This is a genomic window from Bacteroidales bacterium (assembly GCA_031275285.1).
Classification (GTDB): Bacteria; Bacteroidota; Bacteroidia; order Bacteroidales; family UBA4181; genus JAIRLS01.
Window position 1 is genome coordinate 1 of record JAISOY010000208.1, and the last position, 15,208, is coordinate 15,208.

General features: G+C 38.2%; 15 protein-coding genes and 1 tRNA gene. 7 read left to right on the forward strand and 9 right to left on the reverse strand.

Annotated elements, in window-relative coordinates; genetic code table 11:
* The 5 genes from LBQ60_20450 to LBQ60_20470 form a co-directional block, all read right to left on the reverse strand.
* Positions 1–212, reverse strand: a 212-nt coding sequence (locus LBQ60_20450; GenBank protein ID MDR2040295.1) for a DNA cytosine methyltransferase, incomplete at its 3' end; no start/stop codon positions are given.
* The gene (locus LBQ60_20455; protein ID MDR2040296.1) at positions 202–414 is read right to left on the reverse strand and encodes a helix-turn-helix domain-containing protein; all 213 of its coding nucleotides are present in this window, start codon (positions 412–414) and stop codon (positions 202–204) included. The genes LBQ60_20455 and LBQ60_20450, both read right to left, overlap by 11 nt.
* A 195-nt stretch (positions 415–609) precedes the next feature.
* A complete protein-coding gene (locus tag LBQ60_20460; GenBank protein ID MDR2040297.1) occupies positions 610–1,869 on the reverse strand; it encodes a site-specific integrase in 1,260 nt (419 codons plus the stop codon).
* Between the two features lie 287 nt (positions 1,870–2,156).
* A tRNA-Asn gene (locus tag LBQ60_20465) sits at positions 2,157–2,230 on the reverse strand.
* A gap of 169 nt (positions 2,231–2,399) precedes the next feature.
* Positions 2,400–2,771, reverse strand: a complete 372-nt coding sequence (locus LBQ60_20470; GenBank protein MDR2040298.1) for a DUF6249 domain-containing protein — start codon at positions 2,769–2,771, stop codon at positions 2,400–2,402.
* 179 nt (positions 2,772–2,950) lie between these two features.
* On the opposite strand from LBQ60_20470, the gene LBQ60_20475 reads away from it, so the two are divergent.
* The 3 genes from LBQ60_20475 (at position 2,951) to LBQ60_20485 (ending at position 5,958) form a co-directional block, all read left to right on the forward strand.
* A complete protein-coding gene (locus LBQ60_20475; GenBank protein ID MDR2040299.1) occupies positions 2,951–3,505 on the forward strand; it encodes a sigma-70 family RNA polymerase sigma factor in 555 nt (184 codons plus the stop codon).
* Positions 3,489–3,914, forward strand: a complete 426-nt coding sequence (locus LBQ60_20480) for a hypothetical protein (GenBank protein ID MDR2040300.1) — start codon at positions 3,489–3,491, stop codon at positions 3,912–3,914. The genes LBQ60_20475 and LBQ60_20480 overlap by 17 nt, the downstream gene beginning before the upstream one ends.
* Positions 3,915–4,197: 283 nt before the next feature.
* Positions 4,198–5,958: a mechanosensitive ion channel family protein gene (locus LBQ60_20485; protein ID MDR2040301.1), complete on the forward strand. Its 1,761-nt coding sequence runs from the start codon at positions 4,198–4,200 to the stop codon at positions 5,956–5,958.
* On the opposite strand, the gene LBQ60_20490 is transcribed toward LBQ60_20485, so the two are convergent.
* From LBQ60_20490 to LBQ60_20500, 3 genes are read right to left on the reverse strand one after another with little or no spacing between them, the layout of a single operon-like run.
* Positions 5,952–7,793 carry a CocE/NonD family hydrolase gene (locus LBQ60_20490; protein ID MDR2040302.1) on the reverse strand — a complete coding sequence of 614 codons (1,842 nt, stop codon included), beginning with the start codon at positions 7,791–7,793 and terminating at the stop codon, positions 5,952–5,954. The two genes, LBQ60_20485 and LBQ60_20490, sit on opposite strands and share 7 nt — an antisense overlap.
* Positions 7,794–7,845: 52 nt before the next feature.
* Positions 7,846–9,342, reverse strand: coding sequence for a DUF4832 domain-containing protein (locus LBQ60_20495; GenBank protein ID MDR2040303.1), 1,497 nt, complete (start codon positions 9,340–9,342; stop codon positions 7,846–7,848).
* Between the two features lie 47 nt (positions 9,343–9,389).
* Positions 9,390–10,652, reverse strand: coding sequence for a DUF2264 domain-containing protein (locus LBQ60_20500; GenBank protein ID MDR2040304.1), 1,263 nt, complete (start codon positions 10,650–10,652; stop codon positions 9,390–9,392).
* Between the two features lie 287 nt (positions 10,653–10,939).
* Here LBQ60_20500 and LBQ60_20505 point away from each other — a divergent pair, with 287 nt between their 5' ends.
* The gene (locus LBQ60_20505; GenBank protein ID MDR2040305.1) at positions 10,940–11,587 is read left to right on the forward strand and encodes a hypothetical protein; all 648 of its coding nucleotides are present in this window, start codon (positions 10,940–10,942) and stop codon (positions 11,585–11,587) included.
* A gap of 38 nt (positions 11,588–11,625) precedes the next feature.
* Here the strand turns inward: LBQ60_20505 and LBQ60_20510 are convergent, their stop codons facing one another.
* Positions 11,626–12,699 (reverse strand): glycoside hydrolase, encoded by a 1,074-nt coding sequence (locus LBQ60_20510; protein MDR2040306.1) that lies wholly within the window; start codon positions 12,697–12,699, stop codon positions 11,626–11,628.
* A 202-nt stretch (positions 12,700–12,901) separates the two neighbouring features.
* On the opposite strand from LBQ60_20510, the gene LBQ60_20515 reads away from it, so the two are divergent.
* From LBQ60_20515 to LBQ60_20525, 3 genes are read left to right on the forward strand one after another with little or no spacing between them, the layout of a single operon-like run.
* A complete protein-coding gene (locus LBQ60_20515) occupies positions 12,902–13,660 on the forward strand; it encodes a cell wall-active antibiotics response protein (protein MDR2040307.1) in 759 nt (252 codons plus the stop codon).
* Positions 13,661–13,713: 53 nt separating this feature from the next.
* The gene (locus tag LBQ60_20520; GenBank protein ID MDR2040308.1) at positions 13,714–14,520 is read left to right on the forward strand and encodes a LytTR family transcriptional regulator DNA-binding domain-containing protein; all 807 of its coding nucleotides are present in this window, start codon (positions 13,714–13,716) and stop codon (positions 14,518–14,520) included.
* Between the two features lie 11 nt (positions 14,521–14,531).
* Positions 14,532–15,014, forward strand: coding sequence for a flavodoxin domain-containing protein (locus LBQ60_20525; GenBank protein MDR2040309.1), 483 nt, complete (start codon positions 14,532–14,534; stop codon positions 15,012–15,014).
* The last annotated feature ends 194 nt before the right edge of the window (positions 15,015–15,208 follow it).

Below are 15,208 nucleotides of genomic sequence, written 5' to 3' on the forward strand. Positions count from 1 at the left end.
ATATTAAAGATCTTAGATAACGACTTTATGTTTAAATTGGAAACATCTGCACATAAATATTTTGCATTATTATTTCTTTCATATGTAATCTCACAATTGGGATCAATGTCTATTCCTCCCAATACGTTTATACCTGCTTCTTTAAAACCACAGGTAACACCACCTGCAGAACAAAAGAAATCTACTGCTTTAAGTGTTGTTTTATTTTTCATATGTGGAATAAAATAAGTCTCTTACATCAATATTAAGAATATTTGCAATTTCAACAAAAGTTTCAATTGTCGGCTGTTTTTCATTAGTACACCATCGGGAAACAGTTGATTCTGTTTTACCTAATTGTGCTGCCAGCCATTTGTTGGTTAGTCTTTTTTCTGCAAGAATAACCTTAATTCGATTAATTGCTCTTTCAGACATATTTATTGCTTTACTGTGCAAATTTATTGTTTCTTTTTCACTCGTGCAATTCTTTAGCGGATAACTTATCAACAATCAGGCACTTACTTTCCTCGTGTGTATGACTAATACTAAGTAGATACACATGGATTTAAATTTGGATTTCATTTCATTTTTTTGCGATCTTATTGCCCCCTAAAAATACGGCAATGCTATTCATTGGGATCTTTTAAATGAATTTTCTAAGCTTTCTAAACTTTTATTTTCTAACATTTCCATCATATCCTGCTTAATCCTATTTTTTGTTAGTTTTGCATAAACTGCTGTTGTCTTGATATTTTTATGACCTAACATTTTTTGAACCGTTTCTATAGGTACTCCTTTTTCCAGAGTAATTGTTGTGGCGAAAGTATGTCGCGCTGTGTGAGTAGTCAGATTTTTATTTATACCGCAAAAATCGGCAATTTCCTTTAAATAATCATTCATCTTTTGACAGGTAAGAATAGGAAGAAGTTTTCCCTTTTTCTGTTTATCCCTATATTTTTCTAAAATTAACTTAGGTATTTCCAAGACCGGTATAAGGGAGGGATTAGCCGTTTTCTTCCTTGGTGTATTTATCCACTTTTCTCCACAATATTCTGTAAAACTATTTTCATCTAATTTGAATGCATCACAATAAGATAAGCCCGTGAAACAACAGAAAACAAACACATCCCGAACTTGTGCTAGTCTCTCGGTTTTAAATGTTTTTCCAATTATGGAAATTAATTCGTTTTCTTCTAATGGTAATTTAATGGTCTCAGTGAATGTTATTTCAAACCGTCCAAATGGGTTTTTCAATAAAACCCCATTATCATATGCAAATCTCGTTACTTTTTTGAATTTCTGCATATATTTTGAAGCTTGGTTATGTCCCATTTTGTCATCTTTTCTTAAATAAATCCGATAATTTATAATGAATTCATAGTCTATTTTATGAATTGAAATATTTGTTAATTTATACTCATCAGCAAGAAAAGCAATCATATAACTCTTAGAGTATTCATACTTTTCAACTGTTTCAAGTGTAATGTCTCCTATTTCAAACCTTTTCTTTTGTAGGCCAATAATAAAATCAAAATAATATAGCAACGTTTCTTTTTCTTCCTGTAACGATTGTTCCTTTTCTTCAATACCTAGATATGCATTTTTAACCTGAATAGCTGTTACTGTATTATGAATCATTCTTAGTTGCATATAATGGTAATGTATTGAAGATTTAATGCTTTCTAAGGTCTCATTAATCAATTTGGTCTCTTTGGTCTTTCCGGTTGTTTTTCCATTTTTGGTATCCCATGAAGCTGGCTCTATCTCTATTGAAGAACAAAATTGCTTATTGTTTCCGTTAATTGTAATGCGAATCATTACACTACATTTACCATTTTTCTTTACTTCATTTTTTTTAATATAAAAAAGAATTTTGAATGTACATTTCATGCTTTACTTAGTTTTAAATTTTCAGATAGATAATTTAAAACAAAAATAAGTAAAGAACCATAATTTTAGCCAATAATAGACTGTGAATAAGTGCATTAATAGTTAAATCATTACGAAAAAATATCCAAAAATCCGTAATGATTTAGTAACGATTTTATGAAATTTAGGAAGATTTATAGCAATAAAAAATCCGTTAAACGTTTCAGGTTTAACGGATTGTGGGATTTGGTTCACTCCCCTAATTCTCTTCTGCAATCTACTTACTTTCAAATAGTTACAGTCTTTCGCTCCCCAGCTAGGACTTGAACCTAGGACCCCCTGATTAACAGTCAGGTGCTCTAACCAACTGAGCTACTGAGGAAGGTTTTGCTTTAAAAGCGGTGCAAAGGTAATGTCTAATTTCTAATATGCAAATAAAACATATAAAAAATTTTGCTAATACATATGGGAATTTTTGACGATAATAGAAGAATTCCTCATTAACTATCTCGAAAATAGTTAACAAGGAATTTACCAACCGTTACAACAAATTATTTTTTTTCTTTCTTGTTTTCGACCAGATATGCAATAACTAATCCTAGCCCCCCGAAAAACATCATTGATGCCAGATAGACCATATCCCGGTCCCTGATCGAAAGATCGGGAATATTAATATAAATAATGGCCAGGATCAATCCCAAGCCTAATCCTGTAAGCAAAAGCCCGATCTTAAGTGAGGTAAAAATATTTCTGGAAGAGGGTGAAAGCCAGTCAATCATATCAGGAGATACAACTATACCGCTTTTTAAGTCGATTTTCTCTATCAGAGCCATTCTTTCTTTGCGGCGGGCAAATAACTCTACTAGTTTATAAAATGCATATGCAAGTCCTAAAACAATTACTATTGGTGTTAATCCGTTCATGATATAAGGTATTTTAAGGTTGAACATTTATCCTGTCAATTATTATAGACGTATTTATTAATTTTGGTTACAATTGTTGTGTTATTTTTTTATAAAATAAATAGTTGTCGGAAATATTTTTGACTTTTGTAACAGACCATTGTAACCGGAAGATAATTCCTGCGTCTATAATTATTAGAATGAAGACAGGTGACGATATCATTTATATTGAACGCACGCTGGCCGGAGATACCGCCGCTTTTTCCGTATTAGTGGACAGGTATCAGGCTTTGGTCTATTCTTTGGTCATTAAGATTTTACGTCATCGTGAAGATGCAGAAGATTTCACACAGAATATTTTTGTGAAAGCATTTTTGTCTTTAGATAAGTTCCGTAATGAGTCCTGTTTTTCGACATGGTTATGCCGAATTGCCTATAATACAGCCATATCACAAATGCGCAGGGTAAAACCGGTAACCATTGAAATAAACGAAGAAATAACGGAAGACACATATCCGGAACACGTAGATGATCTTCGGGAAATCCGGTTGCAAAAATTACAGCAATCAATGGCTCTTTTATCATCTGATGATGCAATTTTAATATCTTTGTATTACCAGCATGGTAAATCAATGGATGAAATAGCTGAAATAACAGGTATGTCAACAAGTAATGCCAAAGTACGCATACATCGTATACGACAAAAGTTATATCACGAAATAAAAAAAATCGAACAGGATGAATGCACCACATAACCGGGATCATGAACTAAAAGAATTATTTAGTTATTTACCTATTGAACATCCGTCTCCTGATTTCACATCACGTACCATGGAACAAATTGTATGTGCTGCTGAACAGGCAAAGAATGTGCAACGCCGGTATATTATATTTACTTATGTATTAATGATATGTTTCGGGATGATTGGGTGTATCATTGCCGGTTACTTTATTAGTACATATCTTCCTGTAAAAGAATATTTAAAAGGAGCGGGCGAGTTCATACATTTGTTGTTTCAACCTTTTAGATATCTGGCTGACTTATTCTCCGAATCATCTAACAAACGAATAATTATCCTGGGTATCGGATTACTATTGTTGTTATTAACCGACTTGTTTATCAGGCAACAAAGAAACAAGAAGCACATTAAAAGCAAAATTTAAGGAAAATTGAAAACATAGGACTAATTACTGATTTACATATAAAACCCTATATGGTTTTCGAGGAGATCTGTTTTTGTTTTATTTCAGAAACATATAAGACCAATGATGTGTTTTAGTTAAGTCCTATGAATGATATCAAAAAGTAATTATTGTTATCTTTGGCTCCTGAAAAATCACCAATACTTTCATCCATTACATGAAATGTCCATATACATAACAAGTATACCTGCCATAATGAACGAAATCTGACATTAGATATGACCCTAAAAACAATTTTGTACAGATGAAAAATATCTGCTTATTATTCATTCTTTTCTGCTTTTTCGTACCATATCCAATTGACGCTCAGATATCAAAAATTACTGGGAATATTTTCGGTACTGACAAAAAAATAGAAAACAAAGATCGTTCTTTGAAAGATTCTTTGAGAATTGCCGAATTGACCGGGCAATTGGAACTGATGAAGATGAATGAGTCGGTATATCTGGACCAATTATCCAGGTCGAAATTTACACATGCTTCCGATTCCATGAAACAGGCCCGGCAAAGGATAAGAATCGATTCTCTCAGGCAAATATCCAATGGAGTACCCTTGGTTATTGAAGGAGATACCCTTTTTTCTTTATATGCCGCCCGTGGCGGAGTTACTGTTCATGACAGGGTTGAAAATGCTGAAAACAGGATCATTGAGTTGGGGAAGGATAGGGGTGTTATTCCGGATTCGATCTATCTTCTTTTGTTGGAAGACGGAATGCAAACGGAAATCATGTATGGTCATAAAGTTATTATGTCTGTTACACAGATTGATGCTTTATGGATGAACATGGATATGGAGTCACTTGCTAAGATTGAGAAAGAAGCGGTCATCAGTGCTGTAAAAACATTACAACATAAGAACAGCCTGCTGCAGGTATTTAAACGAATAGGCTTGTTCCTGCTTATACTGGTCATTCAGGTCCTTTTCTTATTCCTGACAAATTGGTTGTATAGAAGATTAAAGGCATTGATCAATAAGAATACAAACAAATGGTTTAAACCGCTTGTAATAAGGAATTACCAATTGTTAAGCCCTAAAAACCTGGCAAAAATCTGTATCGCCGGTGGAAATATAATGAGGTATGTTGTTATATTCCTGCAATTACTGATCTCCATTCCGCTGATTTTTTCTGTTTTCCCGCAAACAAAAAAACTGGCTTCCGTATTATTCGGTTATATTATCAACCCCATCAAATCTATTGTAATATCTATTGTTAATTATATACCCAATTTATTTACCATAGCTATCATATGGTTATGTATTAGGTATTTAGTCAAAGGGGTTGCTTATGTTTCCAGGGAAGTACAGAATGAAAAACTCAAGATCCCGGGATTTTACACCGATTGGGCAATGCCGACCTATCATATCATAAAATTCCTGCTCTATGCTTTTATGATCGCTATGATATATCCTCATCTCCCCGGTGCTTCTTCAGGGGGCTTTCAGGGAATATCCATTTTTGTGGGATTGATCGTTTCATTGGGTTCTACCACAGCCATCAGCAATATCATTGCCGGAATGGTCATTACTTATATGCGGCCTTTTAAGATCGGTGACCGGATAAAACTCAATGATACCGAGGGGAATGTGATTGAGAAAACATCTTTTGTTACACGTATAAAAACATCGAAGAATGAAGTGATCACAATTCCCAATTCTTTTGTAATGTCATCACACACTACCAATTACAGTGCATCGGCACGGGATTACGGACTGATTATACATACCAATATATCTGTAGGTTACGACATTCCCTGGCAAAAGGTGCATGAATGCCTGGTTAAAGCAGCAAAAATGACAAAAAATATCATCCGGGAAAAAGAGCCCTTTGTCCTGGACCTGGGATTGGAAGATTATTATAACGTTTACCAGGTTAATGTATATATCTCAAACGCCGATGCCATACCGCAAATAATGACCGAACTTCATACGAATATCCAGGATGTTTTCAAACAGGAAGGTCTCAATATGGAATCTCCCTTTTTGGTTTCGGAACGTAATCATTGAAGAGTAGAGAAAATGATCCTTGAAGCAGCATCTTTTTCGTGAAAAACCGTTACTCCGGAGCTGACAAACTCTTTTTCATCACATTGGTAGATATTGACAAATTGTTGTGGATTACGATCCACCAAAGGAAACCAGGAACTTTGTATCTGTACCATGATACGATGTCCCTTTCTAAAAGTATGTGCCACGTCAGGTAGTTCGAAGCGGATCAGTTCTTTCTGTCCGGGAACAAATGCTTCAGGATGTTCGAAACTATTACGGTATCGGCCCCGCATTACATCACCCCTGACCAACATCTGATAGCCACCCATCGGATATTTTTCACCATCATAGGAAAAATCATCGGGAAACACATCAATCACTTTCACCACAAAATCTATATCGGTCGTGGTAATGGCTGCATATATTTCTGCTGTAATTTCACCGGATAAGCTAATGTCCTCCAGAAGAATATTGCTCTGGAATGTGATGACATCCGGACGGCGGGATGCAAAGCGTTGGTCATTGACCATATATTCCTTAACCCTGTTTTTCTGAACACCATCCATATAAGGTACAGGGTGTGAAGGATCAGACAAATAACCTGTTGAAGAAGATGGGTTTTCCGGCGGTTCAAATCCCAAAATGCCATTTTCATGCAGGTACAAAGAATGGTTATTTTTGTTACCAGGCTTCCAGTCATCAAATGTTTTCCACTGGTTACTTCCCGTAAAAAACACGGTTATTTTGGGTATTTTGCTGATATTTCCCTGTTCTTTTAAGTGATAATTAAAAAAGGGTAATTCAATGTTCTTTTGGTAATATTCCGAGGTATTACTATTCAAACGGATATGTCCCAGTGAAGTGAAATTGTCCTGCGCCCAGGATCCGTGGAACCAGGGGCCGAATACCAGTCGCAGGTCAGTCTTCGGACTTTGTTTTTTTATGGTTTTATATAAGTTCCACGCACCAAAACAATCGTCTGTGTCGAAGAGTCCGCCTACAATCAATATGGCAGGTGCCACATCATGGCAGGAACGTCGTAAGTCGCGTGCTTTCCACCATTCATCATAATCCGGATGCTGTACCATATCATTCCAGAAACGTATGCTGTCACCGGTTAAACGGGTGAGGTTCTTTATGGTACCCTGACATAAATAGAAACTGTAATTATCCGTCCGGTAATATTCCACCCGTTTTCCAGGTACAGATGTGGGGTGTCGACGGGGCTGTCCTTGGTTCGTATGAAACCCGAAGGCATCTTCCAGCATTAAGGCCCCGTTATGATGAAAGTCATCGCCCATGAACCAATCAACAGGAGGGGCCAGCGGGCTCACAGCCTTAATTGCCGGATGACCGCTTAATGCGCCTTTCATAGCATAGAACCCAGGATATGATATGCCGAAAAGTCCCACACATCCGTTATTTGATGGTATGTTCCTGACCAGCCAATCTACCGTATCATAAGTATCCGAAGGCATGTCGACCATGTCTTCAAAGACTCCCTCACTCATCCATTTTCCCCTGACATCCTGAAAAACAAAGATATATCCTTTTTTCATGTATTCTTTCCAGTATGTTTTCCATAATTGCGGATGATAATGATCGACGCCATAAGGCCTGCAGGAATAAGGTGTCCGGTGGATCAATACCGGATATTTACTGTTTGTTTCATTCGGTAGATACACAACAGTAAACAACCGGATACCATCCCTCATTTCTATCATTAATTCCTGTTTTGAATAATGTTCTTTTATCCATTGCTCGTTAACTTCCTGGGATAGAAGAGGAGAGGAGCCACATAAATATAGGATAAATAAGATAACGGATAGAGACCCATAGAAATTATTTTTCATTTGCATGTTGTAGATCATGTCTGGTTTTACACAAGGTACGATTTTCTACCGGTTATTTTACGGTTACATCGAATAGCGGGACCCATCCTGTAGGTCCGGTATTTCTTTTAACGGATATATTGATGCCTTTTGTATTATTTTGGGAAGTATCCACAATGGCAATTCCCCATGTATATATTCCTTCAGGGATATCCTTTATTTCTTGACGATGCTTATAGGTTACCGGCTTGTTTTTAATCCATTGTGACGGTTCGGCATTCGGATCGATGAATATTTTCTGAGGAGTTTGGGTATTCTGGTCGAGCAGGGCAAATGCTACCTGGTATTTTTGGTTCCATTGTTTTATATTGGATGGGCATACCCCAACCCCCAGATTATTCCACCGGTGGATAATTGATATAGTGGTGTTATTTTTCATGGTTGCCGGTAAAGATATATGGTCGGGATATAGCCGGTAACCGCCTTCTGCAATGAACCGGTTTACCAGGTCAAGCGAATGTTCCATCCATGACCTGGTTTCGGCAATGTTCCGTAGATCCAGAATGTTCGCATGTTCGTTTAACGCATCCTGAAGTGTTTGTCCCCAGACATCCTGCCATGTTTTATACCCGTTAGGATCTCTTTGATACCAGTTTTCATTTCCGTTCATCCACCATCCGCTTTCTGCAATAACCGGCCTTCGGGGAAATTGTTCCTGCACTATGGATTTCTCAAAATCACCATAGTACTGGCTCATCCCAAAAGCATCGTGCCTTAGTATATAACCTTGTTCGAAAGCTTCGGTCAATAATGGTTTCCCTATTTCAACATGATAATTGATCGCAACAGGGATTTTTTTGAAGGATGTCAGGTATAAATGGGTGATCCAATGAAACATCGGGATATAATTGCCTTTATCGGTCAGTTCGATACTATGTCCTTCACCCCATTTTCCTAATCCGAAACCATCTACAAATTCCACTCTTCCGGGATCATCATAGCGTTCAGCAAAAGCCCGGATGAATTTTTCAAATTTTTCCTGGAAAACAGGATCATCAGGATACGGGGACCATTTTCCCGTATTTCCCATATACCCTTTGGCCCCGGCCATTCTCACATATTCCGGTGTAGATGATGTACGGTAGTCCCTGCTGTCCACATATACCCTGAAAGCCAGTTTTAATCCCCTTTCTTCGGCTCCTCTTTCCAGGAGGAGGAAAAATTCATCATATTCCCAGGCATATGCCCCTTCCTCTTTTTCCAAAGCGCTCCATGGCCACCGTATATATAAATGAGTGGCATAATCAGATGCTTTCACCGGAGATGCGTGCCCTTGTACTGAGATATGGTCAAATTTTTGCCAGAATTTCATGTCCGGATGATAGGCGTCAGCATATAAGGCCCATCCCATCATCGGATTCCGGATTATTTTTTCTTTTTCAGGTTCCAGATGAACCACATGATTTCCGCGGATCCCTTTATCCCTGGTGACCGAAAGGTAATCTTTGTTATTCGGATAACCGGAATATATGATACATAACGGGATAAATAGTTTCAGGAGCAGATACATATCATGAAAGAAATATATATTTCACAACAGGTAAAAAAGATAAGGTGTTAGTATCTGGTGGCAGCATCCTTAGGGAAATCTTCTCCGTTCCATGCTTTTTTTGCAGTCCAGTCTGCAGCCGGCGCGGACCAGAACTCATGATCAGCAGGCAGCCCTAACGGTAGGAATCCGAGAGAAGTAAGGTACAGACTACCGGTATTGGTATAAGAGTCGGCAACATTAGGTTGGTGACCGACAAATCCCAACTGAAGGAAATTGTTCTTATCAAAATTGTTCTTGTTGGCGAACATCCGCTTCATTACAGCGGTTAATCCGCAACGAACCTGTGCCGGAGTGATACTTTTCGGTAATTTGTCGAGGTATGCCATTTGGGCCAATGGTTGAAAAGCGCCTACACGGTATGTGATAGAACGCCCGAAAGCCGGGAACGTCCCTTCCGGGGAAATGATCCTTTCAAGAAATTCGGAATAACGCTGCATTCGTTTAAATGCGGTTTCATAAACGGATTGGGGCATTTTTCCGGCTTTATTTATCCATACATCTAAAATATCTACCAGCATGGGCTGGATTACATAGCTATTGTAATAATCCATATGGAATACATCTCCATCACTATACCATCCGTCACCTACGTACCAGCCATTAATTTTATTAATGGCGTGTTCGATCCGTTCCGTGTTGTATTCTTCATCGACCAGTAAAAGGAATATTTCCGGCATGGCGCCGAACAATAACCAGTTACTGTTATATGGTTTTACCCTTCTTATTTCTTTAAATTCCTTAATGACCCTTCCTTTAGTGATGTTATCAAGAGGCTCCCATAGTTTCGGCATGTTACGGATCAATCCGTGGGCAAGAAAAGCTGCATCTACCAATGGTTGTGAACCGGCAGTCCAAGCCAGGTAATCCGGACTTGACGGATCAACCGCATGAGCCATACTTTGAAGGGTCCAATCATACAACTGCTTCCGTTTTTCCCCTTCCGGTGTTTGATCATCCGGTAAGGAAAACCATAGGGATGTTCCTGCCGTAAGCCGTCCAAATGCTTCCAGATAGCTTACATTTTTATCACGGTTATCCCATTTGGGACTTACGTCCAATAACATGTTTTTTTTGAGCTCTCCTTTGCTCATATAATATAAAATGGGTGCAGAGATCCGGTACAACAGATCAGCCCAGTATTTGCGGTCCTGTGCACCGGTAGATTTTTGTGTTTCCGCCAGGTGTTGCTGTGTTCCGCTTGCAGCAGCCGGCATAGTTCCGGCTATACCTAATATTGAAGCTGCTTTTACAAAATGCCGTCTTTCCATTTTTGTGAATATAATTGTTTATATTTACAACAGATATTTAAAAATTATTCAGATAGGGGTTTATTTACCTTCTCAGGGCAAACCTGGATTTTTTTTTGTTTGGATAAATGTTTTTTATGGAAAAACTTATAGAAGATAAAACCTATTATCAGACTTGTAATCATTGAATGTGGAAAAAGATTATACTATATCGTAGCAAATATAGCACCATAAATTAAGATACCCATGTGGTTTTTTCAAAAAAAATCTTTTTAAGAATAAATATTTAAACTAAAACTATAAATAAGATGAAGGAATTAATTGTAAAAAAAGCAAATACAGGATCAAAATCATCCTGGACGGAAGTCGGTACTGCTTTAGAGTCAAGTTCATGGAACAATATTGATGTGGTGAACTGGCCGGAATATAATTACCGTCCATGGGTGCAGTTCAGAATGGTTTACAGTGATACGGAGTTTTTATTACAGTATCAGGTAAAAGAAAAATACATACGTGCAGTAGCTTCCAGGGATAATGGCGAGGTATGGAAGGATTCGTGTGTTGAATTTTTTGTGATGCCTGCAGATGACGGGGTTTATTATAATTTCGAATTCAATTGCGCGGGTGTATGCTTATTGGCTGCCGGAACAGGACGAAGCAACAGGAAACCGGCTTCTATGGACACCCTGGGAGAGATAAGACGTTTACCGAGCCTGGGAAAGATCGCTTTTCAGGAACGCAAGGGAGATGCAGATTGGAGTATGTCGTTGGCTATACCTTATACTTGCCTGTTCCAACATCCCGGCTATTCTCCGGAAGGGAAAATAGTTCACGCCAATTTTTATAAATGCGGGGACGATCTTACTGAACCTCACTTTTTGAGCTGGAATCCCATTAAAACGGAAAAACCTGATTTTCACCGTCCGGAGTTTTTTGGAAAAGTAAAATTTGAATGATATAGGAGTATCTGAAATTATCAGGTATTTCTTTTTACTCAAAATTTAATTTTACGGATCATCATACCTTCCAGTCCCCATTTTTTCTTGTCTCCAAAACAGTAAGAGACCAATGCCATATCAGGCGCAAGAAATTCCAGTGCCGGATAGCAATACCAGAGTCCCGGGTTATTTTCAATCGACTTCTTGTTGGTCCATGTTTGTCCGTCATCTTTGGAGACAGCGATACATAAAGGAGTACGTTCTGTAGGATGGTCATTCCACACGGCCACCAGATCCTTTGTAAAAGGGTTACGAAGAATCAGGGCCGGAGACCTTGCTGATTGTAACGTTCCCTGTACAGCTTCTGTCCATGTTTGTCCATTATCTTTAGAATATGAAAAATATTGGAAATGGGATTTTGTACGTACATACATCAACAACCGTCCGTCTTTCAGGGGAATTACCCCGGGTTCTTGTTTGATAACGCCTTCAGGTCCTTTCATAGGTTGACTTTCCGACCAGCTGACTCCATTGTCGTCCGAGTAGATACACGATATCACACCGTCTTCCCTGAATGAAAGAGATCCTTTTGAATGACAGGAGACAGGCACGATGATGCGTCCGTTTTCCAGTTGAAGCACACGGTTGTTGTTCAGGACATAATATCCCGTACCCGGAGGTATACAACTGACCGGGGAAGACCAGCTAACCGATTCATCCTTTGAGATTCGCATCACAGGGTAACAATCATTCGTTTGGTTCTTTACCAGGTAAAAAAGGGCTATATTTCCATTCTGTAAGCGTAAAAGCGACACCGACATGATATTCATGGACCCTTCATTGGCAGCTACAAGGATCTCTTTACTCCATGTTTTCCCTTCGTTCTTTGAAATGCGTCCTATCAGGCTGGCTGCATCATGGTCGCCACTGCCTCCTGTGAATTTAGTGTTTACCATCAGGATATCATTATTTTTCAGACGGATAAAAGCACCTTCACTGGTCCGTGGGTTTTCAGGCAGAGGGGCCAGATATAAAGAGTCTGTCGTAATTACACGCGAAAGATGTTCCTGCGGAAAAAGAGGATGGAGTATAACAGATAAAAATAAAATGATGATCGATCGTTTTTTCATGTCTTTTATTCAATAGGGAATAAACACAATGATAAAAATAATTGATGAAACGCCCAAATTTATGTGAAGCTCTGTAAATCTTTACCTTTTACTTGAATCATTCGTCGGGGGATAAGTATTATTTGTCGATTTTTTGTTGTTTCCGGCTATTCGATTCACATATCTTTGTAGAAAATAAAAACATCGAAAAATGGAATATCAAATGAAAAATGTAAATCGTTCCGGACGTAACAACAGGGTTGCATGGGGTATAGTGCTGGTAATGGCAGGGTTATTATTCCTGGGGATCAATTTCGGATATATTTCCATGCATCTGAAAAGTGTTGTATTTTCATGGCCGATGATACTCATTGTGATCGGTCTGATCAGCCTTTTTAAAAAGAATTATACCGGAGGTATCGTCTTGTTGATGGTGGGCGGGTTTTTTATTATGCCCCGGATAATCAACGCATTTCCTTCTGTTTTCCGGGGATTGGATGCCGGTAATTTTGTTGGACTGTATTGGCCTGTCTTGCTTATTGCAGCAGGAATACTGGTGCTCTTTCGTTTTGCATCCCGTCCGAAGGAAGTAAAATGGCATCGTCAGAGACATCATTTCACGTCCCATAAATCAGAAGGCATCCATACTGATAAAGGATTTGTCAAGAGTAGTGTTTTTGCAAATGGTGAATATATTATTTTAGACCCCGTTTTTTATGGCGGCGATATTGAAGTTGTCTTTGGGGGTATCACCTTAGACCTGCGTAAGACCACACTTCCTGAAGGAATTACTTACCTTCATTCAGATGCTGTATTCAGTGGTATCATTATCTATGTTCCGGAAGACTGGACGGTTGAATTCCATACTTCAGCAATTTTTGGCGGCGCTCATGATAAACGGAATGCAGGAAATACTGACGAATCGAGAAAATTGATCATTTTCGGGGATTATGTTTTTTCAGGAATTGAGGTCAAGAGTTAATAAAATATCTAATTGTCAAGATGTTATTTCCATCCTTTGGTTTTGAAAATAAATTGAAAGCAATATCATATATGCTGGTATTCAGTATATTTATGTTATTGTATTTTCTTTCCATGCGTTGGCTTCTTCCTCTTTCCGGATGGATGCTCTGGATAGACGCATTGATCCATACCTTACTGCTTGCCGTACTCGTATTTTTGTTATGGAATGCCATTCGTTACGGTAACTTTGAATCATTACCCGCGCACCAGCTTTTTATCAACTACACGGCATTGTCGGTTTTGTTTGTGTTGGTCTGGTCCGGATTGGGATATCTGGTTGAATATATATTGTTCGGGAAATCCTTATCAGCCCTTTTTATTCCTGTATTGCCAACAAAATCATTAATTGGCTTACTGTTATATTTTGTGTATGTCCAGCGATGTCGTTATTTTCTGCTTTTGAGTCATCAAAAAGAAGAAGCGCTTCAGGATCACGAAACCGGAATGGAAATTGTACAGGAAATATTACCTGAATTACCTGTTTCTGAGTTATTGGAGCGGGTAACCGTGAAATCAGGACAAAAGATACATGTGATCTCGATTCCGGATATTATTTATATACAGGCGGAAGGCGATTACGTCCATATTATTACGGAAGATGGAAAATACTTAAAAGAACAGACCATGAAATTTTTTGAGACTCATTTGCCGTCCAACCAGTTTGTCAGGATACATCGTTCTTATATTGTACATGTGGAAAAGATTTCCCGCATTGAATTGTATGAAAATAAAAGCCAACAGCTTACTTTAAAAAATGGAGATAAACTGAAAGCCAGTTCTTCAGGATACAGGGCGCTGCGGGCTGTATTGAACTTATAAATTTACCTTGAATGAAAACCGCTATTATATTTTATTCCAAACGTGGAACAACGGCTAAAATAGCCGGATTGATCGCCAATGAATTGAAAAATAATGAGGATGTGGCACTTATTTCGTTAAAGTCGGATAAAAACCCTGATATTCAGGAATATGACAAAGTTATTCTGGGTACCCCGATATATGCCGGAAATCCAGCCAAACGAATGGTCAATTTTTATTCCATGAACGAAAATATCCTGATGCAAAAAGAATTGGGTCTTTTTGTGTGTGGAATGATTCCTGAAAAGGAAAAGGAAATAGAAGAATTGAACAATGCCTATCCAAAAGCATTACTGGATCATGCTAAAGCCACAGGATACCTGGGCGGCGAATTCCTATGGGAGAAAATGAACTTTTTTGAACGTTTGGTGATAAAGAAGATAAGTAAGAGCAATCAATCTGTTTCAAAAATTGATTTTAAAGCCGTTGAAACCTTTGCCCGTGAAATGCAATAAGCACTCAGTGCTATTTGTGTTTTGTTAAGTTGCATTGATCCATCTGATTGCGTTTATTGGGTGTGACGTTAATTTATAGGTATTACTTAAAACAGTACGGCACCATTTTTGAAACGAACACAGAAACCTATGGTTGTTGATAACACAGTTTTTAAGTAATTAAGCACTCAGTGCTATTTATTGTTTTCTTAAGT